Here is a 23,525-nt window from a genome sequence, read left to right on the forward strand (position 1 = left end):
TCATTATTTACTGAAATCACAAGAAGCCTCTAACATCGCAGCCAAATTTTCTGCTTTTGTATTAATCGGCAAATCACAAGACGGCATAAGAATAAAATTATTATAGCGCATTTCTTCTATAAGATTTTTCGACTGCTGGTATACTTGTTGTTTTGTACCGTTGACCAATAATTTGGTTGAAACATTACCTGCATAGATATAATCCTTACCAAATATTTCAGCTACTACTTTTAACGAATTAGCTTCATCTGAGCTAATAAAACTTCCTGGGGCAAGATTTAAGTCTTTAAAAAATTTCATGTTTTTATCATGATTACCACAAAGATGAATTCCAAAATTTTCAAGTCCTTTTAGTCTTAGATCTTTATGTATTTTAAGCATAGCTGGATAAGCATATTTTTCAAAAATTTTTGGTGAGATCAAACAATTTGATTCAAAAGGATAATTGGACGAAACCGAACACCTTTCAATTCCAAATTTCTGTATTAACAAATCTGCGCTCTCATTAAGATAATTTATTGCTATATTTAGTAAATGATGTACAACATCTGGTTCTTTTACAAGCCAACGCATTAATAAACCTGTATCAACCATAGAACCAATCATCGTAAATGGAGATCCCGCACTTATTGATACTCCCATTTGTCCTTGTTTCTCAGCATACTCTAGAAACTTAACATAATACTTTGTATATCTTCTTTCGCTCATTGGTGGTAACTCATATTTCCATGCTTCCTCCAATGAATCTATTGGAAATCTTTTTACAAAAGGAAGTGAGACTCTACCCGTTTGATTTATAATTAATTCTCCTCCAAAATCTAATATTTCTCCATGTGGCAAATCATAGCACGGAAGATCATCATACCCCTCCTCATATAATTCTTTTTGAGCTTGGAACGCCTTTGCTACATCGAAATAAAATTCTTCTGATGTTAATCCTTTTTCCCATCCCGCATACATTGTTGCACAAGAAAATACCGGCACTCGATCTATAATTTGACCATTATAAAATCGTCTCATTCTTTCTGCTGATGATAATTTATTCATATACATTCTTTTCCTTTTTGCATTTTTTTCGATATCCTATTGTTCCCATTTTAGCAACACCCAAACTAGATTCATAATAATTTGTATCCTCTTTGATATCTACTAAAATCCCATTTTTTTTAGCTCTTTGTAAAATTTCATTCTTTTTATCATCCGGCTCAAATGTATTTACAGTACATCTTACACCTTCCAAAATACGTTCAAACATATGGTACGGAAATGATACACCAACTTCATCATCTTTCCATCCTGCCGCGAATCGTGTGCCCGAACATAAAAAAGAAATATTAAGATCTTGGTTCTTATAACTTCTAGCTAGTAATTCTGTGCAAACGCCCCCCATTCCACAAAAGCCAATTTGTTTCGCTAATCCAAAAAAATATGAATATCCTTGAATTATACGCATAGCTGTATATGGATTACAAAAAGCAATAACCATATCTGGTGAATACTTAAAATCTTCCAATGGTTGAATGCACATTCCAAATATATTATGTTCCAAATATGGATTACTATTTGCTATATCAAAAGATGCCTTTTCCGTTCCATACATATTTCTTTCATATTGCGTTCTTCCCGTTTTTGTTTTCCAAGAAATTTCTGTGAATCCCAGCACTTCTGCCGCGGCAGAACAATAAATATGTTCTTTTTTTACTTTCATACTATGTCCCACAGTTGCTGCTTTTATCATCATGCAAAAAAACATTTGATGCGTAGCTTCTTTAATGTCTACTGAATTATATTCTTCTTTATCGTATATAAATTTTACACCCACAAGTTTTCTATTTGTTTCAAACTTCAGCAACGTCTGAAACTCTACTACTTCCTTTTTCACAATCTTTTCTCCTTATTTTCCATAACGTTTTACAACATGCATATGCAATTATTGTAGCTATTAAACATATAAAAAACAAATAGCAGTATCCTTGTTCACTATATGTTTCCAATAGTTTTCCCGTAATTGGATACAAAAAAGCATCTGGGGAATATCCAACAAATGACACCAAGCCTATTGCAGTACCCATAATAAACATTGGAATTCCAGACTCTGTAATCAGAACAAAGCAAATCGCTTTTACGCCTGTTGCTATAAAAGCATAAATCAATGTTATAATAACTGCAATTGCTTCATTTTTCCAAGTCATTCCATTGCTAATTAATAATACAAGTATTACACTTTGAACTGGCATAATCCATTTAATTAAATATAATGCTGATTGTTTTATGTCTGACAATTTTCCAAAAATAATTGCCGAAAAAAATGTCAATATATTCACACGTATAATTCCATAAATTAGCGCTCTACTTTCAGATATAATATATACATCTGTTAAATAAGGGGTAATATATGTTAAACTACAATACATCACAAAATTGCACATAGTAATCACCGCAATCAACCATATTTCTTTTCTTCTATATATATACTTTAACAGTGAAAAAGAAATTTGATGACCTTGAATCTCTTTCGTTTCGATGTCTGAAAGAAAAAAATAAATTCCTATAGCTGCAACTAAATTTAAAACTGCATATATCCTTACAATCATCGTAAATACCTGCATTTCATTTCCTGTCAATATGTAAATTCTACTTCCAATAGAATTTACAATCATACCTCCTACTCCCTCCAATGCATAATATATGCCAAATACTCTACCTGCCTGCTTTTTTCCCCCTATAGAACTCAAAACCTTTGATGAAGCTGGAAAAAAAGCAAACACTGCAACAATTCCCATTAATCCTGAAATAGTAAGTAGCACGAAATAAGATGGAACAAACGATACATACATATGCAGAATAGAAGACATACTCAATGCTATTATTAATATCTTTCTAGGAGAAATTCTATCTGCAAAATAACCACCAAAAATATATGAAAACATTCCCACTATTCCAAACATTCCCCAAACTCTACTTAGTTGAATATCTGAAAGCCCCAACGATATTTTCATAACATTATAGAATGTATTTTTCATATATGGAAAGCCATACATACCTATAATGCCTAAAGATAAAATAAAGATTATAGTTTTTTTTTTCGCATTCATATTTATCCGACTGCCTTATGTATAATGTTTTTCTATTTTTCTAATAATTTGATCCATTAAAATAGCAATCAAACATATCGGAATCGTGCCCTCCATTATATATACTGTATTATATGTTGAACATCCCGTCTGAATCAAAAGTCCTAATCCTCCAGCTCCTGTACTAAATGCAAGTGTTGCAGCACTCACACAAATAATTAATGATGTACGCATTCCTGATAAAATAACCGGAAGAGCAAGTGGCAATTGAATTTTCCATAAAATCTGCCTCTTTGTCATCCCCAATCCTTTACCAATTTCAATATATACTTGCGAAACATTACGTAACCCTGCCATTGTTGCAAATACTATAGGCAGTAGTGATTGAAGCAATAATGCAAAAATTGCGGCTCTTATTCCTATACCAAATGCAGTAAGACCGAACATCAAAACTGCCATTGTAGGTATTGTTTGCATTATCATAGCACTTTTTTCTATTACCACTCCAAAAGTTTCTCCTAGTTTTGTAAAGCAAAAGATTCCAAGTCCAACACCTATAACAACTGACAATGCACAAGAAATTATTGCTATTTCAAGAAATTGTGCAGTTAATTTCGGCAAACTGTATTTTGCAACATTTCCGACTTCATACGGCCATACATCATATACCCATTTTTCAATATACTGGAAACCAAAAACAAATAATATTAATATCAGCAGAATCAATATAATGGCTACTGTATATCCATCCATTTTATTATTTTTTTTCATCGTTCTTATCCTTTTTGAAATATATTCACAATATCATTCAACCACAGTGTTCCTTTTATTTTCCCATTCTCAACTACACTCATAGCTTCTGTGCCATATTCAATCATTTCTGCTAATGCATCTCTTAAATTTTCATCCACATTCACCTTATAGCAAAGTTCTTTTTTAATATCTTTTTTCATGTATTCACGTACTTGAAATCTGTTTAAAATTTTAATATATGTCTCTTTTCCTAAAAAAGATCTAACAAAATTATTATTTGACAGTAATATCGTTTCTGGCGATTCAAACTGTTCCAATTTTCCTTTAGACATAATTGCAATTTTATCACCCATTTTCATTGCTTCGTCAATATCATGAGTAACAAATATAACTGTTTTTTTCAATTGTTTCTGAATCTTCATAAATTCATTTTGAAGATTTGCTCTATTCAATGGATCTACTGCTCCAAATGGTTCGTCCATAAGAATAATATCCGGATCTGCTGCCAAAGCTCTTGCAACTCCTATTCGTTGCGCTTCGCCGCCTGAAAGTTCTGAAGGATATTTATTAATATAAGACTCTACCTCAAGACCAACAAGATCAATCAATTCTTTTGCCCTATCTAAGATTTTATTTTCATTCCATTTTAAAAGTCTTGGAACAATAGAAATATTTTCTCTAACATTCATATGTGGAAAAAGCCCTGTATTTTGAACAACATAACCAATACTTCTACGTAGTTCGACCTCGTTATAATCATAAATATTTTTACCATTAATCTCTATAACACCTTCATCAGCGTCTATCAATCTATTAATCATTCGAAGCGTAGTTGATTTCCCACATCCTGATTCTCCTACAAACATACATAATTCTCCAGTTTGTAATTCCATTGATAAGTTATCTACTGCAACTTGTGTTTCAAATTTTTTTGTAACATTTCTTAACGCAATCATACATTCACTACCCCCTTAGTTTTTCGGTAAAACTCAATAAAATCTACCAATTTTTTCAAAATAAAATCAAAAAGGAAAACCATTCCCATAATTGGAAGTGTGCCTAACATTACAATATCTATTGCAAAACCATTCAATCCCTGCAAAATGAATTTTCCAAGTCCACCATATCCTATATATGAACCTATAGTTACTCCTAAAATTGTTGATGTAAGCGAAACGCGAATTCCAGATATAATAATAGGCATAATAATTGGGAATTCAATTTGGGTAAATATCTGTAATGTAGTCATCCCCATACCTTTAGCTGCATCTATATATTGCTTATCAACTACTTTTAACGCTCCATACATACTATTAACAATTTGAAATAACGAATAACAAAACAATGCACAAAATACAGGAGTAGCACCAACACCTGAAATGCCATACTCTTTTAAAATAGGAAATTTATTGCTCAAGAAAGACAAAGGAAACATCATAACACAAATTAATGCAAGTGATGGAATAGACTCTATCGTATTTAATACTATTGTTATTATTTTTCCTATCCGTGAAAATTTGTAAACACACCATCCTAATGGAATCCCACAAATTATACCAGATATTACAACTTTGAAAGACATACTAATATGATTAACAAAGTAATTGGCAAATTCTTTCCGATAGGTTAAATATTCTTTCATAATCGATAATCCACTCATTTGTCCTGTTACAAATGCCATTATTGCAATTATTCCACCCAATGCAATTACAATAAAACGTTTCCATTTTTTTTCAATATACTCATTACACTTTACTTCTACCAAATACGCTATCACGATATATAAATAACATCCTATACTCATGGAAACTCGGCCATTCGGCGAAGATACTTCTACAACATTCACTGCCTGTCCCGCAAAAAGAATTGCAAAGCCCAAACATAAACTAGCCATAATTCCAGCCAGAAAATTTAAATTTTCTTTTTCTCCTTTTATAATTACCAAGAAAAACAGTACTGTGGTTATTCCAAGTAAAATTACATAGTTAGCTCCTAAACACTCTTTTGCTGTAAGTCCTTTTTTTATTCCAATACGTGCTGGTGCTTGAAACATAAATTGATTTAACATCAAAAAAAGCAGCATCAAAAAAGACAAAATATCAGTTGCCACGTCTTGCTTTTTTACCATCTTTATCCTCCAATATAGTTCTGACTCCGCTTACTATTCTATAAACGGAGTCAGCAGTAATCTTTATTTACTTAATAAAACCTTTTTCTTTCAAAAAACCTGACGCAATATCTGCTGCACTTTCACCATCCGTAGATAATCTTTTATTCATATCCCTAATAGTATCTTCATCAATAGCTTCATACATAGGTGTTAATATTTCTTGAATCTCTGGATACTCCTTCAGGAAATCTTCTGTACAAACCGCTGATGGACTGTAAATCGGAGAAACATATTCCGGATCTTCTATTACATATAAATCCAACGCTTCCAATGTTCCACCAGTTGTATAACAATTGCTCGCAATTACGCCATCTGTTCCATTAGCAACCATCGTTTGAGGATCACTTACTCCTACAACAACTTGATTTTCATTGAGTTTAAATCCATATTTTTCTTCCCATCCTGGAAGACATATAGGTTCTGTTACAAAATAACTATTTTCTGTTGCAACAGCAAGTTTCATTTCTCCACCATCATTGATATACTTTGCAAAATCGTTAAAATCTTTTATATGATTTTTTTCTGCCCATTCCTTTCTAACACATATTCCATCTGTGTTATTATACGGAGAGTAGCACATCCATACAAGGCCATTTTTTTCATCAGCTTCTCTCGTTGTATTAAACGCAGTTTCTAAATCTGTCTGATAAGCAGATGTATCAACATCTTTAATAAACATCATTCCACGCCCTGTATAATCTTGAACAAGATCAACTTGTTTTTCCATTAATGATTGTCGTGGCAATGTTGAATTATTATATGTTCCAATACCACTCGCCTCTACCTCATATCCATTAGCTTCTAGTATCTGTTTCATTAATTCGCCATATATTTGACTTTCTTCATCTGTCATAGTAGCTATAACAATAGGATCTCCTTCATTTTTGATTTCTACTGTCTTCTCAGTTTTTGAATCTGATTTACCTTCAGACTCTCCTTTTGCCTTTCCTTCACATCCTACTGCCAATGTTGCGCACATTGCAACACACAGCAAAATACTTATCCACTTTTGTTTCATAGCAATTTCCTCCTTCAAAATTATAAATAATCCTAAATCATTCACGACACAGCCGCGAAAGTGACTGAAAACCACATAGTTACTGTATTTTAACTGAATACCCGTTTTCACCTATCAAGTGAATAGAAAAGAAACTCCTCTTGTCTGTTACGATGAAATAATTTGAAACTTGATAAAAACACAGCCTTGATTTTGCTTCTATAAGAAATCTCGCTAAAAGGTAAATGCCAATCTGCCTTAGGTATACATTCTTGCTTATAGCTTAACAATTACTTCTGAATTCTATCACAGGGATTTTATGTCCTTTTTACAGATTAATTGAGTAATGTTATGATTGCATGAATCAATGTTCAGATTCTTTTATCCTAAAAATTTGTGCATCTTGACAAATATATTTTTATAAAATGCTCTATTTATATTTTCCTTTATCATAAAGTAAAGGACTACTCAATAATCCAGCTTCAATTATTCCACACCTTCCGTCATCAACCGCTCCTCCCGCAAATACACTAATTACCCTTTTTGCATCCTCGCAAAGTTGTAAATTATAAATATCCGCAAGCGCTCTACAAACAGACTCTGAACAAGCATATCCATGTCTTCTGTATTGTTCACATAGATAAACTGATCGTGTTTCTAAATCACTTTTTTTCATTATAATTACTCACAAAATATTATTATAGTTACTCTTAATATGTTTTTTCAATCACTATAGTATAAGTACAATAGTTAGTATATAGTGTCAATCACAAATTGTAAAATTGATTAATTATATATATATTATTCATTTATTTTTATTATCTATATATCGATTAAAAAAGCTATGCACTCTTTCTTCGAGTGCATAGCTTTTATCTTTCCCTTTTCAATTTCAATGCCTGCTTGATCATCTGCAAGATAATCTGTTTCACCTCATCATTCTCATTCTTCACCAGATAAAGAATCTGCAATGTCAATGAATCTAGTTCATTTTGCGGTATTTCTTTTTGTGAAAAAAAGTCCGACAGTTCTATTCCCAACGCCCCACATAATTTTGATACGACAGCAACTGTAGGATTTTTTTCATTTCTCTCTATCTGTCCCAGATAAGCAGTAGTAATCTCTGCCGAAAGAGCCAATTGTTCCTGGCTTAAATGTTTTTGATTGCGCAATTCACGAATACGATTTCCTATACTAAAGTTATTATCCATAATCCTCTCCTTTAGTTAATCCTATAAGATTCTCCATTTCGTATCAACGTGCTATAATTTCTGTATTTTCATCCAAACTATAATTTCCATATTATGGCAATAAGTAGTTTTTCGCCCATCAAAAAAAAGAAAGTACATACTTTTCAGATACGCACTTTCTTTTTTTATTCGCCTGATTTATTTTTTCTGCTATTTAAGCTTCATCAATAGCTTTTCCGATATCATGTCTCATATACTTATTATCAAATTTTACCCATTCTGTTGCTGCATAGGCATTAGCTCTCGCCTCTTTCAAATCCTTTCCTTTTGCTGTCACACCAAGGACACGTCCTCCGTTTGTAACGATCTGGTCTCCGTCAAATTTTGTTCCGGCATGGAAGCAATAGTAACCATCGTGTTTATCAAATTCCTCCAATCCTGTGATTGGCAGACCTTTGTCATATTTTACCGGATATCCGTCACTTGCAAGCACGACACACACTGCTGCATTGTCTTCGAACTGAAGGTCGATCTGATCCAATGTTCCATCAATGCAGGCTTCCATGACTTCAATAATATCATTCTTCATTCTTGGAAGTACGACCTGAGCCTCCGGATCTCCAAATCTGGCATTATACTCCAGTACTTTCGGTCCGTCTGGTGTCAGCATAAGTCCGAAGAAAATAATTCCTTTGAATGGACGGCCTTCTGCTTTCATGGCATCGACTGTTGCCTGATATACATATTTGTTGCAGAAATCTTCAACTTCCTTTGTATAAAATGGACTTGGTGAAAATGTTCCCATTCCTCCAGTGTTGAGTCCAGTATCTCCATCTCCGGCACGCTTGTGATCCTGAGCACTTGTCATGGTCTTAATTGTGTTGCCATCTACAAAAGAAAGTACGGAAACTTCACGACCTGTCATAAATTCTTCAATGACCATCTCATTTCCTGCAGAACCGAATTTCTTATCCAGCATAATCTCTTTGACACCATCTTTTGCTTCCTCCAGTGTATTGCAGATCAAAACTCCTTTTCCAAGAGCCAGTCCATCTGCTTTTAATACGATTGGAAATTTTGCCTCTGTCTCCAGATACTTAATTGCCGCATCCGGATCTGTAAAATTCTCATATGCTGCAGTTGGGATATTGTATTTTTTCATTAAATCTTTTGAAAATGCTTTGGAGCCTTCCAGAATTGCTGCATTTTTCTTTGGACCGAATGCACGAATCCCAGCTGCTTCCAGTTCATCTACGAGGCCGCCTACAAGCGGATCGTCCATTCCTACAATTACAAGATCTACTTCTTTTTCCTTAGCAAAGGCTACAATCTTATCGAACTCCATCGCTCCGATAGGTGCACATTCTGCCAGTGCTGCAATTCCGGCATTTCCCGGTGTACAGTAAATCTTATCGACCTTCTCACTCTTTGCAACACTTTGTGCAATTGCATGCTCTCTTCCGCCGCCACCTACGATTAATACTTTCATTTTATTCCCTCCTGCTGCTTTTATGATATAGGTTTTCATGTATCAAAACGAACTGCAAGTTTCCCTACAGTTCGTATTCTTACTATATAATATGAGTTCTTCCATCCTCTACTTTTACTTTTCCATTTGCGATCAAGTCAATTGCTTTCGGAAGTATCTTCCACTCTGCCTGCTCCATGACACGTCTCTGCAATACTTCCGGTGTATCTCCTTCTTCAACTTCCACTGCCTTCTGTAAAATAATCGGACCGGTGTCTGTTCCTTCATCTACAAAATGAACCGTCGCGCCCACAACTTTGACTCCTCTTGCGAGTGCTGCCTCATGAACTTTCAATCCATAATAGCCTGTTCCGCAAAATGACGGAATGAGAGACGGATGGATATTAATGATACGATTGCGGTATTTTGCAATCATTTCTGGAGGAATCACTACAAGGAATCCTGCCAGCACAATCAGATCTGGATTCAGTTCATCCATCTTCTCCAGAAATTTCTGATTGAATGTTGCTCTGTCAGCATAATCTTTTGGGGAAATACAGCAATTTTCAATTCCATGTTTTTTGGCCCGCTCAAGTGCATATGCATTTTTATTATTGCTGATCACGCCTGCAATCTTCGTATTCGTAATCGTCCCCTTTTCCACCGCATCGATAATAGCCTGAAGATTCGTTCCGCCACCAGATACAAGAACTACTACATTTAACATAATGTAACTCCCTTTTCTCCGGCCTCAATATGACCAATCACATACGGTTTGTCTCCTGTTGCTTTAATTGCTTCCATAGTCTTATCTACATCAGCCGGATCAACTGCAACAATCATTCCGATACCCATATTGTATGTATTATACATCGCATGCTCATCAACATTTCCTTCTTTTGCAAGTTTTGTGAAAATTGGCGGGATTGGATAGCTGTCTTTTTTAACAACCGCTTTCACTCCATCAATCAGCATTCTTGGTACATTTTCATAGAAACCGCCACCTGTAATATGGCTGCATGCTTTTACAGTCACACCTGCATTTTTAATGCTCTTTAATGCTTTCACATAAATTCTGGTCGGAGCAAGAAGTGCCTCACCAAGTGTTGTTCCAAGATCATCATAATATGTGTTCAGAGACTCTTTTGTCATGTCAAATACTTTTCTTACAAGAGAAAATCCATTGCTGTGCACTCCTGTAGATGCCATACCGATCAGAACATCTCCATCTTTTAAATTCTCACCTGTGATCATATCTTTCTTATCACATACACCAACTGCAAATCCTGCCAGATCATACTCATCCTCCGGCATCAGTCCCGGATGTTCCGCAGTCTCGCCACCGATCAGTGCTGCTTCTGACTGGATACAGCCTTCTGCCACACCACTTACGATAGAAGCAATTTTCTCTGGGTAATTCTTTCCGCATGCAATATAATCCAGGAAGAATAATGGTTCTCCACCTGCACAAGCAATATCATTTACACACATTGCAACTGCATCAATTCCGATGGTATCATGCTTGTCCATGATCATAGCCAGTTTTACTTTTGTTCCACATCCGTCTGTTCCTGAAAGAAGAACCGGCTCTTCCATTTCTTTAATCTTTGCAAGAGAAAATGCACCGGAAAATCCACCAAGACCGCCAAGTACTTCTTCGCGCATAGTCTTCTTTACATGCTCTTTCATAAGTTCTACTGATTTGTAACCAGCCTCGATATCCACACCTGCATTCTTGTAATCCATAACTCGTCTCCTTATGTACTTTAGATTTTATAATAATCTTTATTACTATATTTTAATTCTTATTATTGATGTTCATTGATTTATTTAGAAGCCAGATATGCTTCATATCCGATTTCATCCAGTTTTGCCGCTTTTGCCTTCACTGCCTCTTTCTGGCTTACTGTATAATCTTTTAATTTCTGAAGCAAAGCCTCATCGGAAGCTGCAAGGATCTTTGCCGCAAGAATCGCTGCATTCTTTGCTCCGTCAATTGCTACTGTTGCTACCGGAACTCCCGGTGGCATCTGCATAATAGAAAAGACTGCGTCCATTCCGTCCAGATTCTTTCCCGAAAGCGGAACCCCGATAACCGGAAGGGCAAACAATGCTGCACACATTCCCGGAAGGGCTGCTGCCATTCCAGCTCCCGCGATCATAACTTTCATTCCGCGTCCTTCTGCACTGCGTGTCCACTCGATCAGTTCATCCGGCTCACGGTGTGCGGAGATGATTGTCATCTCATAATCAATTCCTAATTCTTCCAGCATGACTGCTGCTTTGCTCATGACCTTAAGGTCTGAGTCACTTCCCATTATAATTCCTACTCTTGGCATAGCATTCACCCTTTCTTATAAGTTCAACAAATAAATCATACCCTATTTATTAGAATTTTTCAATGGTTCATTTAAAATCTCTGTACCTGGAAGCACAAATATTCCGTCACGGATAATTTCTATCTCTTTTCCATCCGCGCATTCTACGGTAATACTCTTCAATTCTTCATAAGGAATCGTAATATCTGTATGACAATGGAAATATGCTGCTGAGACGTCTTCTTTTCTCTGAATGGATACCGAATTATCTCTTGCCACAATTTCTTTGCCATTTGGATTGTAAACTTTTATGTCCTCTGCCCAGCTATAGCATGTGTCACCAACTGCAAAATGCGGTCCCATTTTCTCGGCGATCAGAATTGGCATCTTATCGGCAATATTGTATTTCTTCGCTGCTACATACGCAGTCGTGTTCGTACCGATTGCAAATTCGCCAAGCGGCAATGTTGGGTGACGATAAAGAACATTATCTAAAAAGTATTCTTTATTCTCCAGTTCATGTTCAAAGTTCTTGCAGCTGTAATCTGCCACCATTCCATTTGAAAACGTTACTTCCAGATCTTTGTATAATAGTTCATTCAGGTAAACCTGACTTACATGAAGAACCCCGTTCGTTCCTTCCAGAACCGGTGATGTAAAAACTTCTCCCACTGGGATGTTAACATCTGCCACGCAGTTTTCAAAAATCGTCTCCTTCTTTGGATCTTTCAATTTATAAAGCTGCACCCGAAGATCTGTATGGTTACCGTTGTTTCCAAGAATGTGCACACTTGTTCCCTGATCTAATGCATCAATAATGGTCTGTTGAACCTTCTCATAAACTTTTGCATCTAATGTATTGATCTTGATAATCTCATCAAAAATCTCTTCGTACTGATCTCCAATCTCCGGAACAGGATACGCTACGATTGTGAAACTTCTCTCGTCTCCTGGAATATAGCTATTTACAATCTGACTGGATTTACTGTCATATTCAAGCGAGATTTCCTTCTGCTTATCATTAAGTTTTACCGCCTCTGATTTTGACACTGGTGTAAATGGCTCCTCGCCAAATGTCTCCATGCATGCCGGACCTGCATGACGTCTTGCCAGGTCTTTATACTGTTCGTAAGTTGTGCGCATGACTTCCAGCTTCCGTTCCATGAACTGACGATCTAAGATCAGTGCCTGATCGTCCTTGTGGTCATACTCGTACTGCTTATTTGCAATACCTCCGTAATATCCGATTTTCAAATGTTGCCTCTTTGTAAGGACACTGACACCGGCACGGTAAATCGTCGGCTTTAGTCCCATTTTCCGAAAATTCTCAATAGCAATCCGAATCACCCGCTCGAACCCAAGCGTATAGCGAATATTGACTGTTGCTTTCTTTGACAGATTCTTGCCTGTATTTACAAATCCAATCCGGTAACCTTCTGTATACACATCTGCCATTTTCTGTATTGTCTCAAGTGGCAGCTCATTCAGGTGCATGGCAGTGCGCTTCTCGTTTTCACTGACATACTCTCCGTAATAATAGAGATAACGCACATCATTAAAATCACTGTTCATAATCAGGTCCGCAGCAAAATTATCTTCCGGGTCAATCTGTTCTTTGATGCGGTCTGCCAAAAATACGTCACAATAATCGCTGGCATACCAATAAATCGTCTGTCTCACATGCTCATATTCCGGCTCGTTTTCTTCCTCAAACTGATTATAAACTTCAATGAATAATTCAAACAAAATATCTAGATATTCTGTTTTCTTTTCAAATGCATATGGAATCACACCACGAAGTTCTGTATATAGAAAACTCAAAAGCCGGCCGTATTCTATGCCGAATTTTTCTGTTGCAAATGCCGGATTGGCATAACTTGTCTTATAATGCTCTCCAAGCACGTCATCATACAAATGTGTATTCCAACACTCTAATTCTTCAATTGAAAACTTATAATACTCACCATTTTCAATTTTTTCTTTTAATTTATCAACTAAAAGTGCAAAATCAGCCAGTGTCCGGAAATAATCCCGGTATTTTTCACTGACTGTATTTTCACCCTTTATATTCTCAATTCTCTCGATTGCTAATTCATATCTCATCTCTGTCATCTACACAAGCCCCCTGATAAATATTGCTGCAACTCCTGCAAGAACCAATCCATTTACCCCGATTCCGACTTTGCAGGTTATGTATTTCTTATCTCGTTCATTCAGACCCCGAAGTCCGAGTCTGAATCCATAAACTGCCAGTGCAAGCAGTGCAAAACAAAGAAATCCTACGATTATATTTACATTTCCCTTCATCAGAAATGACACAAGAATCATCACAATTAAAATCACTGCACAAAGCACAGCCATCATGCAGGATTGGATTCCCTTTCTCGCATGTTTCAAAGTCTTCTGGCCATATTTTGTATTTACACGTCTGCTTCGTTTTTTCTTATCTTTTCCGAACATGTCTCCTCCTTATTGCTACACAGATCACAAATATAATATGACCTGCCACTCCTCCGATCGTGTTGAGTAGAATATCATCTACGTCGAAACTTCCGACTTTCGTAAGAAGCTGAAATATTTCTACACACAAGCTTAATCCAAAGCTCCAGAACAGTGTAGCAAAACAGCTACGATATTTGCTTGCCATAGGTAAAAAGAACCCGAATGGTATAAATATAATTACATTTCCAAACAGGTTCGTGAACATGGCAAAAAATCCCAATTGATGCCGGTACTGCCAAAATCTCTTGATTTCTTTGAACAGGACGAGATTATAATGGTATTCCTGCATCTCGCCCGTTCTGCCATACCAGTCGGAAAATATAAGAAAATATATCAGGAACCCGATGTAAAGGACAAATAATACTTTTCCAAGTCCTCTGAGTGCCTTTCTTTTTCTGGAATTCAAAAATATTGCTTCCTTTCCGTCCAATCAAATGTCTTATTCTCTGATCTTATCAGATTTTAAAACGTAAGTCCTTTTTTGTCTTTTAATAACTTTGCTCCGCTGACAATGGAGATAATTCCTGCAGCCACGCCTGTGACCATCACAATGATCCCAACTGTGATTCCGGCCGCACCTGCAAGGCTCATTGTCTTATATGCCTTCTCGTTCATATAGCTTCTCCTTATTTTGCACCGTACTGTTCATAGTATGCGTCGATTGCTGCCTTCAATGTATCGTCGATGACAACTTTTCCCTGACACTCTTTGTTATACAAATGCTCTACTACATCTGCCATACTTACAATTGCTGCTGTTTCAAATCCATACAGGTCTTTGATCTCATCAAGGGCACATTTTTCTCCGCCTTTTCCAACTTCCATACGGTTCAAAGATACCATAAGTCCTACAATTGTAACATCAGCAGCTCCCTTTACCTTCGGAACAGTCTCTTCCATAGATTTTCCGGAAGTTGTTACGTCCTCGATCATAATCACACGGTCACCATCTTTTAACTTGCTTCCAAGAAAGCTTCCCTTATCTGCACCGTGATCTTTCTCTTCCTTACGATCAGAACAATAACGAACCTCTTTCCCATATAATTCACTGTAAGCGATTGCTGTTACAACTCCAAGCGGGATTCCCTTGTATGCAGGTCCGAACAGTACATCAAAGTCGTCTCCATATGTCTCATGAATTGCTTTTGCATAATACTCTCCGAGCTTCTTAAGCTGTGAACCAGTCACATATGCTCCCGCATTCATGAAGAATGGGGACTTTCTTCCACTCTTTAATGTGAATTCTCCAAATTTGAGCACATCGCTCTCTACCATAAAGTCAATAAATTCCTGTTTGTAAGCTTCCATTGTTATTCTTCCTCCATATTCTACAGGTGCATATACCTGATACGTTCTTTTTCAGGAAACTGCCTTATATTATTACAAATGTACTGCAACCGGCAGTTGTCCTTTACTTCTCTTTATCTTACCATAACACCAAAACATTTTCAATTTGTAACTGAAACTCACATTGATGAACTCACATAACAACATATTCGCATTACCAACCTCTCTCCGTTTCCTACTAGAAACATCTTCGCAGATTCTACTGGCATTCAATAACACTCCTTTGTTTTTCAAAAAGCAGCAAAAAATTATAGAATATATGTTTGTTTTATGTTATGATGATTATATTAATTTTAAATATTATATTTTTTTAATACAAACATCAACTGAATGCCAGAATTAAACAAAGTAAGAATATTACACACAGAAACGCATAAACTATTAATACCACTAGAAAAAAATACCGTTTGACATCACAGGATATCAATGGTATAGTATCTATAGTGGTTGTGCTACGTAGCTTGCGAGGCGCGTGGCCGGTGGAGTTCCATGCGTGGGCTCCACTTTTTTTATGCCTGTTTAGAAAGGAAACACCCTATGCTTAAGACATTTTTCACATATGAACAACAATTAAATAAGCTTCAGCAGGAAAAAGGTCTTATTGTTTCTGATATTGCAACAGCTACTGAGACTTTAGAACATCTCAGCTACTACTCTCTTATTGGTGGATATAAACAGCTATTCAAGCACACACCATCACAGAAATACAAGTATGGAGTAACATTTGATGAATTAGTTGCTTTTTACTATTTTGATGAAGAACTTCGTTCTCTCTTTCTAAAATATATCCTGCATGTTGAAAGACACATCAAATCTCTGCTCTCATATTACTTTTGCGAAAAATATGGAGAACAAGATACTGAATATCTTGATATTCACAACTACGCATTGACCAAAAGGAATTATTCCAATGTTAACCGACTGGTCAACTCCATGAAAAAGGTAATTGCGTTGCCAAGCAGGTATACATATATTGCACATCATGCCAATACTTACGGAAATGTACCTCTATGGGTTGCTATGAATGCATTTACATTTGGACAAGTATCTAAAATGTACCAATACATCACCAATGATGTACAATATAAAATCAGCCAGAAATTTGATAATGTTACTGAACGTGAATTACATCAGTTTATTAACGTACTTGCACGTTGTAGAAATGTATGCGCTCATGGAGAACGCCTCTTTTCCTTTAAAATTAATGAGACAATACCAGACACTCTCTTACATAAAAAACTAAAAATACAAGTTGTCAATAATCATTATGTATGTGGTAAGCAGGATTTATTCGCAGTCGTAATTGCTTTACGCTACTTGATAAGCAATGATGAATTCAAACACTTCAAAGCTACTCTTTCAAAACTTATAAAATCTGTACTTAAACAGTGTCCTCATCTTACCGAGGAACAACTTCTTGATAATATGGGTTTTCCTGCTAACTGGGAGAAAATCAGTCGATACAGGAAAATATAATTTAACCTATGCTTATATCAACAGTTCATTGACTTATAAATTGAATGATGATATTGTACATACAGTTATGCTACAGAAACTTGCGATATCCGTAGCCGGTGGAGTTCCGTGCGTGGGCTCCACTTTTTATTTTCCCAACAATACCTACCGCTCGTGTCAATAATTTGCATTATATCATGTACACTAATACTTTTTCAATCTCACTATAAACTTAAAAATTCATTTTAGATTTATTTGAGTTTTCAATTTGTAACTGAAACTCACATTGACAACTTACTTTTCTAAATGCTATACTCTCAGACAGGGAATGAGGTTCTCCCTCAATTACGATTGAAACCGCCAAATGGCTGATGACTTCTGTGATTTACACAGAGTTACCAGCTTTTTTTATATAATTAGGAAATTTCATTTCCTGATTATATAAAAGCCTCCGGCAAGATGTGCACTGCGGCGTACAATGATGATGTTGCAAGCAACCACCGCAGGCGCTAGAATGTGCCAAGGCACATTCTTTATTCTTATCAAAAAAGGAGTTTACAATGACAAAGGAAAAACAAGAACATTTGATTTTACAGATTAAATATGCATTTCTCGCATTAATTGTAGGTATATGCGTAGGAATTGTAGATACTGTATTTGGCCGGGGACTGTTAGCAATTTCTGTCTTTCGCACCGCCCATTATCAATTCCTGCTTCCATTTCTTCCACTGACGGGACTTCTGATCATCTGGTTATATCAGCATTTCAGCAGTCTGAGCCTGAAAGGCATGTCACTGATTTTTGAAACAGGGCAGAAAAAAAGAGAAGAAATTCCACTGGCGCTTGTTCCATTAGTTATGATCTGCACATGGATCACACATCTTTTTGGCGGCAGTGCCGGTCGCGAAGGTGTTGCCGTACAGATTGGTGCTACGATTTCACATGAAGCAGGGCGCAGACTTCATATAAAAGAAAAAACACCGGTCATGCTCATCACCGGTATGGCAGCAGGATTCGGCGGCTTATTCCAGACCCCGCTGGCGGCTGTATTTTTTGCTATGGAAGTGATTGTTGCCGGATATATGGAGTATGACGCACTTCTCCCGGCTCTGATTGCAGCATATACTGCCTCTATGACCTCACATATGCTTGGGCTTGAAAAATTTGCAGTAAATATTACGGAAAACTGGAACATTTCCGGCAGCAGAGATGTTTTAATCTTGATTATTCTTGGAGTAGTTTTCGGTCTTACAGGAAGATTCTTTTCTGCTCTTTTACAGAAAGCCAAGAAATTGTTCGGCGAAAAGATTTCCAATCCCTTTATCCGGATCGCTACCCTGGCAGTTCCGCTTGCAATCCTCCTTTTTGCAATCCACAGCGGACGCTATACCGGACTGGGAACCAATCTGATCTCCGCTTCATTTGCCGGAGAAACGATCTACGGATATGACTGGATTTTAAAATTACTTTTTACGATTTTCACACTGGCAATTGGTTTCCAGGGTGGTGAAGTCACACCTTTATTTTCCATCGGTGCTTCCCTCGGAATTATCCTCGGATTACTTCTTGGTATTCCACCTGTAATTTGTGCCGCCCTGGGGTATGCCGCAGTTTTCGGAAGTGCAACCAATACCCTGTTTGCCCCGATTCTGATTGGCCTTGAGGTCTTCGGCAGTCAGAACATCATTCCTTTGGTGCTGGTATGCATCATTGCCTATCTGGTAGGCGGAAATCGTTCTATTTACGGGGCACAGCAGAAAGCATTATGCCGGTTTGAGGAATAAAGGCATGCATATCCGTGACAAATTCAAAAAAGAACCGTCCTGACCATTTTAGATAATGATCAAGATACCAATCAGGATATTGATTAAACTCTTTGAAAACAAAAATGGTACAAACCTTCAACTTTCCAGAAATGTAATGCTTGAAAGGACTGTACCATTTTTTATATTTTATATCCCATCATTTGATATCTGATGTAATTAACATCATCCACAAATCTCGCTTGTGTCCGACTTCAAACTACTCCACAATGCCAACCATATCAGCCACGTTCTCAAAGCCGTTTTTCTTCATATAAGCTTCGATTCCGTCAATGACTTCCATAGTCACTGCAGGATTATGGAAGTTTGCTGTTCCGACAGATACTGCGCTCGCTCCTGCTAAAATAAACTCAATTGCATCTTCTGCACTTGCGATTCCGCCCATTCCGATGATTGGAATATTGACTGCATGTGCTGCCTGATATACCATGCGCACAGCTACCGGTTTCACGATTGGACCTGACACTCCTCCTGTCTTATTTGCCAACGCAAATGTCTTGCGGTTGATGTCAATCTTCATACCTGTCAATGTATTAATTAAAGAAATTGCATCTGCTCCACCCGCTTCTGCAGCTTTTGCTATCTCAGTAATATCTGTTACGTTCGGTGTCAGCTTCATAATGATCGGCTGTTTTGCGATTTTCTTAATATCTGCGGTAAGCTTCTCTACATTCTTTGCATCCTGCCCAAATGCCAGAAATCCGGCGTTAACATTTGGACATGAAATATTGATTTCCATCATATCAATCGGCTCATCTGCCAGACGTTCTACAACTCTGAAATATTCTTCCGGTGCATGACCGCATACATTTACAATAATCTTCGTGTCATACTTCTGAAGATAAGGAATATCTCTTTCGCAGAACAGATCAATTCCAGGATTCTGAAGTCCGATTGCATTCATCATACCGCCGTAAACTTCTGCCACACGCGGGGTCGGATTACCAGCCCATGGCACATCAGCTACACCTTTTGTCGTGATAGCTCCCAGTTTATTCAGATCCACAAATTCAGAAAATTCTTCTCCGGAACCAAATGTTCCAGATGCTACTGTAACCGGATTCTTCCATTCTACTCCGGCGATGTTTACATTCATATTCATTAGATTTCCACCTCCGTAGCAAGGAATACCGGACCATCTTTACAGATTCGCTTGTTGCACACATTGCTGTGGGCATCTTTCTCTTTTGTCTTGCACACACAGCCAAGACAGGCACCAATTCCACATGCCATACGCTCTTCCAGAGATATATAGCATACAATCTTATGTTCCTCGGCATACTGCTTGATCGCACGAAGCATAGGAGTCGGTCCACAGGCATAGATCATATCCGCTTCCAGTCCATTTTCACGGATTGCGTCCATAACATTTCCCGTTGTTCCGACACTTCCATTCTCTGTGGAAATGTATAACTCACCGTTCTGCTCGAACTCTTCCTTTAAAAATGTCTGTGCATCACGATAGCCTGCGACAATCTGTTTTTTGTCGCATTTCATCTGTTTTGCAAGTTCCAGAATCGGTGGTACACCAATTCCTCCACCCATAAGAAATACTTTCTTTCCTTCAGCCGCTTCAAACGGGAATCCATTTCCAAGAGGTCCGATAATCGGGATTGCATCTCCTGTTTTTAACTTTGAAAATTCTTCTGTTCCTGTATTCTCTCCAGTCACTCTGTATACAACACGAAGGCGACTGTCTTCTTTGTTAATCTCACAGATACTGATCGGACGAGGCAATAACTTTGTCGCATCCTTTGTATACATAGAAATAAACTGTCCAGGTCTGGCGCTCTGAGCTGCCTCTGTATGAATCCACATACTGAAAATCCCATCAGCGATCTGCTCCTGAGAAACAACCATTGCCTGTTCTTTTTTCTTATCCGCCATCTTATCTTGCCTCCAATGCGCCTCTAATATCAGCAACCATGTCCTCTACTGCTGCTCTGGATGCATCTGCAAATGCTTCTTCACCATAGTTTGCGTATTTTTCCTGCTTGTATGCCGCAATGATTCCACGAGAAGAGTTTACGATTGCTCCAAGTCCATCTTCATTAAAGAAATGTACCAGGTCTTTTCCTTTTCCTCCCTGTGCACCATATCCCGGCACAAGGATGTAAGATTTCGGCATCACTTTACGAAGTACTTTCCCCATCTCCGGATAAGTAGCTCCGACAACTGCTCCAATGTAGCTGTACTCGTCACCCATGCAGTCTTCTCCCCACTGTGCAACTTTTTCACCGACCAGCTCATAGAGCGGACGTCCGTCGATCATCTGATCCTGGAACTCTCCACTTGACGGGTTAGAAGTCTTAACAAGGATAAAAAGACCTTTCTTTTCCTCTTTGCATACATCTATAAACGGATTCACACCATCAGATCCAAGATATGGATTGACTGTCACAAAGTCCTCATCAAATGGTGCGTAAGTCTTGCTTCCTACCTGCACCTTACCAATATGTCCAACCGCATAAGCAGAAGAGGTTGATCCGATATCTCCACGTTTGATATCTCCGATTACAACCAATCCTTTTGATTTACAGTAATCTACTGTTTTCTTAAATGCAACAAGTCCCGGAATACCGAACTGCTCATACATAGCGATCTGAGGTTTCACAGCTGGAATCAGATCATAAGTCTTGTCCACAATTTCCTTATTGAACTGCCATATAGCCTCTGCAGCTCCCTCAAGTGTCTCACCAAACTCAGCAAACGCCTTCTTCTGGATATGCTCCGGAATATATTTTAACATTGGATCCAGACCAACCACGATCGGCGCGCCCGTCTTCTTAATATTCGCAATTAACTGATTAATCACAATCTCATCCTCCTGCTTCTATCTTTATTACTTTTGTTAGAAATTACATATTTAATTTATTTTACCACACTAGTAGCTCACTTGACAAGAAATCAATCCCTCTTTGCATTTTGCATTTTAAACAGTTAATCTAATATTTTATCATAAAACAAAATATCAAATCCTTCCGCATATAAAATCTCCCAGTCTTTCATCTGTTTGACTTATACTCTATGAAAATGAGACATAAACATCATGGAGCACTCATGCGAACATGATGTTTGCTTTAAATGGCTCATTAGAATGCTCAGAGTATGGAGAACAGATGAATGCTGGGAGATATGTAGTACGGTTCTGACAATATTTAATAAGATATTAGATTCAACTAGTCAAAATGTACATCATTTCACCAATTTTTTAGTCACTGCTTACATTGTACCTCCCTCCCGTTTGTTCTATACTGATATCAGATTACAAGAGAACTATTTATTTTCTTTAAGGAGGATTACACAAAATGGCAAGTTTATCATTAGAGGGAATCCAGAAAGTATATTCTAATGGATTCCAGGCAGTTAAAGACTTCAATCTTGAAATCGCTGACAAAGAGTTCATCATCTTCGTTGGACCTTCCGGATGTGGAAAATCAACAACACTTCGTATGATCGCAGGTCTTGAGGATATTTCCGGCGGTACACTGAAGATTGACGGAAAAGTAATGAATAATGTAGAGCCAAAAGACAGAGATATCGCTATGGTATTCCAGAACTACGCTCTTTATCCACATATGACAGTATATGACAACATGGCATTCGGACTGAAGCTTCGTAAAGTACCAAAAGACGAAATCGACAAAAAAGTTCGCGAGGCAGCAAGAATCCTCGACCTTGAGAAACTTCTTGACCGTAAGCCAAAAGCTCTTTCCGGTGGACAGAGACAGCGTGTTGCTATGGGACGTGCAATCGTTCGTAAACCAAAGGTATTCCTTATGGACGAGCCTCTTTCAAACCTGGATGCAAAACTTCGTGTTCAGATGCGTATTGAGATTGCAAAACTGCATGAGAATTTAGGTGCTACAATTATCTATGTAACACATGACCAGACAGAGGCTATGACTCTTGGTACAAGAATTGTTGTTATGAAAGACGGAGTTGTTCAGCAGGTAGATACACCTCAAAATCTCTATACAAAACCATGCAATCTGTTCGTAGCTGGATTCATTGGATCACCTCAGATGAACTTCTTAGATGCTGAAGTTAAGGTTAATGGATCTGATGTTACACTTTCTGTTGGTGGACATGAGCTTCCAGTGCCAGCTGATAAAAAACAGGCTCTCATCGATAAAGGATATGCCGGAAAAACAGTTATCCTCGGAATCCGTCCGGAGGATGTACATGTTGCAGCTACATTTACAGGTGAGAATGCAGGTACTGTTCACTCTACAATTAACGTATATGAGCTTCTTGGAGCTGAAGTATTCTTATACTTCGATGTTGCAGGAACTCAGGTAACTGCAAGAGTTGGTTCCGGAACCGAGCTCAGAAGCGGAGATAAAGCTTCCTTCACATTTGACATGAGCAAGATCCATATCTTCGACAAAGAGACAGAGTTGACGATTTCAAACTAATCGTATAAAAT

At 37.5% G+C, this 23,525-nt stretch carries 24 protein-coding genes and 1 riboswitch; of the genes, 3 read left to right on the forward strand and 21 right to left on the reverse strand.

Features of this window, described 5'->3' with window-relative positions; genetic code table 11:
* Nucleotides 1-3 precede the first annotated feature (3 nt).
* From C7E02_RS05945 to pyrE, 18 genes are all read right to left on the reverse strand, one after another.
* A complete protein-coding gene (locus tag C7E02_RS05945; protein ID WP_158682981.1) occupies nucleotides 4-1,047 on the reverse strand; it encodes a uroporphyrinogen decarboxylase family protein in 1,044 nt (347 codons plus the stop codon).
* Nucleotides 1,040-1,882 (reverse strand): DUF169 domain-containing protein, encoded by an 843-nt coding sequence (locus C7E02_RS05950; protein WP_158682983.1) that lies wholly within the window; start codon nucleotides 1,880-1,882, stop codon nucleotides 1,040-1,042. The genes C7E02_RS05945 and C7E02_RS05950 overlap by 8 nt, the downstream gene beginning before the upstream one ends.
* Entirely contained in the window at nucleotides 1,839-3,095 is a 1,257-nt protein-coding gene (locus C7E02_RS05955) for an MFS transporter (RefSeq protein ID WP_105309062.1), read from the reverse strand. The genes C7E02_RS05950 and C7E02_RS05955 overlap by 44 nt, the downstream gene beginning before the upstream one ends.
* Nucleotides 3,096-3,110: 15 nt before the next feature.
* Nucleotides 3,111-3,845, reverse strand: a complete 735-nt coding sequence (locus C7E02_RS05960) for an ABC transporter permease (RefSeq protein WP_105309063.1) — start codon at nucleotides 3,843-3,845, stop codon at nucleotides 3,111-3,113.
* A 5-nt stretch (nucleotides 3,846-3,850) separates the two neighbouring features.
* Nucleotides 3,851-4,783, reverse strand: coding sequence for an ABC transporter ATP-binding protein (locus C7E02_RS05965; protein ID WP_105309064.1), 933 nt, complete (start codon nucleotides 4,781-4,783; stop codon nucleotides 3,851-3,853).
* On the reverse strand, nucleotides 4,780-5,955 hold the full coding sequence (locus C7E02_RS05970; RefSeq protein WP_105309065.1) for an ABC transporter permease: 1,176 nt from the start codon (nucleotides 5,953-5,955) through the stop codon (nucleotides 4,780-4,782). Before C7E02_RS05970 ends, C7E02_RS05965 begins: the two co-directional genes overlap by 4 nt.
* A 67-nt stretch (nucleotides 5,956-6,022) precedes the next feature.
* On the reverse strand, nucleotides 6,023-7,015 hold the full coding sequence (locus C7E02_RS05975; protein ID WP_105309066.1) for a glycine betaine ABC transporter substrate-binding protein: 993 nt from the start codon (nucleotides 7,013-7,015) through the stop codon (nucleotides 6,023-6,025).
* 409 nt (nucleotides 7,016-7,424) lie between these two features.
* Nucleotides 7,425-7,670, reverse strand: coding sequence for a hypothetical protein (locus C7E02_RS05980; protein WP_105309067.1), 246 nt, complete (start codon nucleotides 7,668-7,670; stop codon nucleotides 7,425-7,427).
* 196 nt (nucleotides 7,671-7,866) lie between these two features.
* Nucleotides 7,867-8,205, reverse strand: a complete 339-nt coding sequence (locus C7E02_RS05985; protein WP_105309068.1) for a helix-turn-helix domain-containing protein — start codon at nucleotides 8,203-8,205, stop codon at nucleotides 7,867-7,869.
* A 193-nt stretch (nucleotides 8,206-8,398) separates the two neighbouring features.
* Nucleotides 8,399-9,673, reverse strand: coding sequence for a phosphoribosylamine--glycine ligase (purD, locus tag C7E02_RS05990; protein ID WP_105309069.1), 1,275 nt, complete (start codon nucleotides 9,671-9,673; stop codon nucleotides 8,399-8,401).
* An 82-nt stretch (nucleotides 9,674-9,755) separates the two neighbouring features.
* Complete coding sequence (gene purN, locus C7E02_RS05995) at nucleotides 9,756-10,379, reverse strand: phosphoribosylglycinamide formyltransferase (RefSeq protein WP_105309070.1); 624 nt, start codon at nucleotides 10,377-10,379, stop codon at nucleotides 9,756-9,758.
* Nucleotides 10,373-11,398, reverse strand: coding sequence for a phosphoribosylformylglycinamidine cyclo-ligase (purM, locus tag C7E02_RS06000; RefSeq protein ID WP_105309071.1), 1,026 nt, complete (start codon nucleotides 11,396-11,398; stop codon nucleotides 10,373-10,375). Before purM ends, purN begins: the two co-directional genes overlap by 7 nt.
* Nucleotides 11,399-11,478: 80 nt before the next feature.
* On the reverse strand, nucleotides 11,479-11,991 hold the full coding sequence (gene purE / locus C7E02_RS06005) for a 5-(carboxyamino)imidazole ribonucleotide mutase (RefSeq protein WP_105309072.1): 513 nt from the start codon (nucleotides 11,989-11,991) through the stop codon (nucleotides 11,479-11,481).
* 42 nt (nucleotides 11,992-12,033) lie between these two features.
* A complete protein-coding gene (locus C7E02_RS06010) occupies nucleotides 12,034-14,082 on the reverse strand; it encodes an aminopeptidase (RefSeq protein ID WP_029730720.1) in 2,049 nt (682 codons plus the stop codon).
* On the reverse strand, nucleotides 14,083-14,430 hold the full coding sequence (locus C7E02_RS06015; protein WP_005334460.1) for a DUF6142 family protein: 348 nt from the start codon (nucleotides 14,428-14,430) through the stop codon (nucleotides 14,083-14,085).
* A complete protein-coding gene (locus tag C7E02_RS06020; RefSeq protein ID WP_005337052.1) occupies nucleotides 14,414-14,878 on the reverse strand; it encodes a VanZ family protein in 465 nt (154 codons plus the stop codon). Before C7E02_RS06020 ends, C7E02_RS06015 begins: the two co-directional genes overlap by 17 nt.
* 56 nt (nucleotides 14,879-14,934) lie before the next feature.
* Entirely contained in the window at nucleotides 14,935-15,087 is a 153-nt protein-coding gene (locus C7E02_RS19375; protein ID WP_005334464.1) for a hypothetical protein, read from the reverse strand.
* A gap of 11 nt (nucleotides 15,088-15,098) precedes the next feature.
* A complete protein-coding gene (gene pyrE, locus C7E02_RS06025) occupies nucleotides 15,099-15,779 on the reverse strand; it encodes an orotate phosphoribosyltransferase (RefSeq protein WP_005337048.1) in 681 nt (226 codons plus the stop codon).
* A gap of 576 nt (nucleotides 15,780-16,355) precedes the next feature.
* Between pyrE and C7E02_RS06030 the strand changes: the two genes are divergently transcribed.
* The gene (locus C7E02_RS06030) at nucleotides 16,356-17,294 is read left to right on the forward strand and encodes an Abi family protein (protein ID WP_242978760.1); all 939 of its coding nucleotides are present in this window, start codon (nucleotides 16,356-16,358) and stop codon (nucleotides 17,292-17,294) included.
* A gap of 294 nt (nucleotides 17,295-17,588) precedes the next feature.
* Nucleotides 17,589-17,661: riboswitch (Fluoride riboswitch) on the forward strand.
* 172 nt (nucleotides 17,662-17,833) lie between these two features.
* Nucleotides 17,834-19,057: a chloride channel protein gene (locus C7E02_RS06035; RefSeq protein WP_105309074.1), complete on the forward strand. Its 1,224-nt coding sequence runs from the start codon at nucleotides 17,834-17,836 to the stop codon at nucleotides 19,055-19,057.
* Between the two features lie 238 nt (nucleotides 19,058-19,295).
* On the opposite strand, the gene C7E02_RS06040 is transcribed toward C7E02_RS06035, so the two are convergent.
* The 3 genes from C7E02_RS06040 to pyrF are packed head-to-tail and all read right to left on the reverse strand — an operon-like array spanning nucleotide 19,296 to nucleotide 21,911.
* A complete protein-coding gene (locus tag C7E02_RS06040; RefSeq protein WP_005334469.1) occupies nucleotides 19,296-20,198 on the reverse strand; it encodes a dihydroorotate dehydrogenase in 903 nt (300 codons plus the stop codon).
* Nucleotides 20,198-20,983 carry a dihydroorotate dehydrogenase electron transfer subunit gene (locus C7E02_RS06045; RefSeq protein WP_005337045.1) on the reverse strand — a complete coding sequence of 262 codons (786 nt, stop codon included), beginning with the start codon at nucleotides 20,981-20,983 and terminating at the stop codon, nucleotides 20,198-20,200. Before C7E02_RS06045 ends, C7E02_RS06040 begins: the two co-directional genes overlap by 1 nt.
* A gap of 1 nt (nucleotide 20,984) precedes the next feature.
* Complete coding sequence (pyrF, locus tag C7E02_RS06050; protein ID WP_005334472.1) at nucleotides 20,985-21,911, reverse strand: orotidine-5'-phosphate decarboxylase; 927 nt, start codon at nucleotides 21,909-21,911, stop codon at nucleotides 20,985-20,987.
* Between the two features lie 493 nt (nucleotides 21,912-22,404).
* Here pyrF and C7E02_RS06055 point away from each other — a divergent pair, with 493 nt between their 5' ends.
* Nucleotides 22,405-23,514, forward strand: coding sequence for an ABC transporter ATP-binding protein (locus C7E02_RS06055; RefSeq protein ID WP_005337043.1), 1,110 nt, complete (start codon nucleotides 22,405-22,407; stop codon nucleotides 23,512-23,514).
* Nucleotides 23,515-23,525: the final 11 nt, after the last annotated feature.

It is taken from the genome of Dorea sp. Marseille-P4042, assembly GCF_900290215.1.
GTDB lineage: Bacteria > Bacillota > Clostridia > Lachnospirales > Lachnospiraceae > Dorea > Dorea formicigenerans.

Coding starts and splice junctions, on each gene's coding strand:
- C7E02_RS05945 (WP_158682981.1), bottom strand. CDS start 1,047: ATGAATAAATTATCATCAGCAGAAAGAATGAGACGATTTTATAATGGT.
- C7E02_RS05955 (WP_105309062.1), bottom strand. CDS start 3,095: ATGAATGCGAAAAAAAAAACTATAATCTTTATTTTATCTTTAGGCATT.
- C7E02_RS05960 (WP_105309063.1), bottom strand. CDS start 3,845: ATGAAAAAAAATAATAAAATGGATGGATATACAGTAGCCATTATATTG.
- C7E02_RS05965 (WP_105309064.1), bottom strand. CDS start 4,783: ATGATTGCGTTAAGAAATGTTACAAAAAAATTTGAAACACAAGTTGCA.
- C7E02_RS05970 (WP_105309065.1), bottom strand. CDS start 5,955: ATGGTAAAAAAGCAAGACGTGGCAACTGATATTTTGTCTTTTTTGATG.
- C7E02_RS05975 (WP_105309066.1), bottom strand. CDS start 7,015: ATGAAACAAAAGTGGATAAGTATTTTGCTGTGTGTTGCAATGTGCGCA.
- C7E02_RS05980 (WP_105309067.1), bottom strand. CDS start 7,670: ATGAAAAAAAGTGATTTAGAAACACGATCAGTTTATCTATGTGAACAA.
- C7E02_RS05985 (WP_105309068.1), bottom strand. CDS start 8,205: ATGGATAATAACTTTAGTATAGGAAATCGTATTCGTGAATTGCGCAAT.
- purD (WP_105309069.1), bottom strand. CDS start 9,673: ATGAAAGTATTAATCGTAGGTGGCGGCGGAAGAGAGCATGCAATTGCA.
- purN (WP_105309070.1), bottom strand. CDS start 10,379: ATGTTAAATGTAGTAGTTCTTGTATCTGGTGGCGGAACGAATCTTCAG.
- purM (WP_105309071.1), bottom strand. CDS start 11,398: ATGGATTACAAGAATGCAGGTGTGGATATCGAGGCTGGTTACAAATCA.
- purE (WP_105309072.1), bottom strand. CDS start 11,991: ATGCCAAGAGTAGGAATTATAATGGGAAGTGACTCAGACCTTAAGGTC.
- C7E02_RS06010 (WP_029730720.1), bottom strand. CDS start 14,082: ATGACAGAGATGAGATATGAATTAGCAATCGAGAGAATTGAGAATATA.
- C7E02_RS06015 (WP_005334460.1), bottom strand. CDS start 14,430: ATGTTCGGAAAAGATAAGAAAAAACGAAGCAGACGTGTAAATACAAAA.
- C7E02_RS19375 (WP_005334464.1), bottom strand. CDS start 15,087: ATGAACGAGAAGGCATATAAGACAATGAGCCTTGCAGGTGCGGCCGGA.
- pyrE (WP_005337048.1), bottom strand. CDS start 15,779: ATGGAAGCTTACAAACAGGAATTTATTGACTTTATGGTAGAGAGCGAT.
- C7E02_RS06030 (WP_242978760.1), top strand. CDS start 16,356: ATGCTTAAGACATTTTTCACATATGAACAACAATTAAATAAGCTTCAG.
- C7E02_RS06035 (WP_105309074.1), top strand. CDS start 17,834: ATGACAAAGGAAAAACAAGAACATTTGATTTTACAGATTAAATATGCA.
- C7E02_RS06040 (WP_005334469.1), bottom strand. CDS start 20,198: ATGAATATGAATGTAAACATCGCCGGAGTAGAATGGAAGAATCCGGTT.
- C7E02_RS06045 (WP_005337045.1), bottom strand. CDS start 20,983: ATGGCGGATAAGAAAAAAGAACAGGCAATGGTTGTTTCTCAGGAGCAG.
- C7E02_RS06055 (WP_005337043.1), top strand. CDS start 22,405: ATGGCAAGTTTATCATTAGAGGGAATCCAGAAAGTATATTCTAATGGA.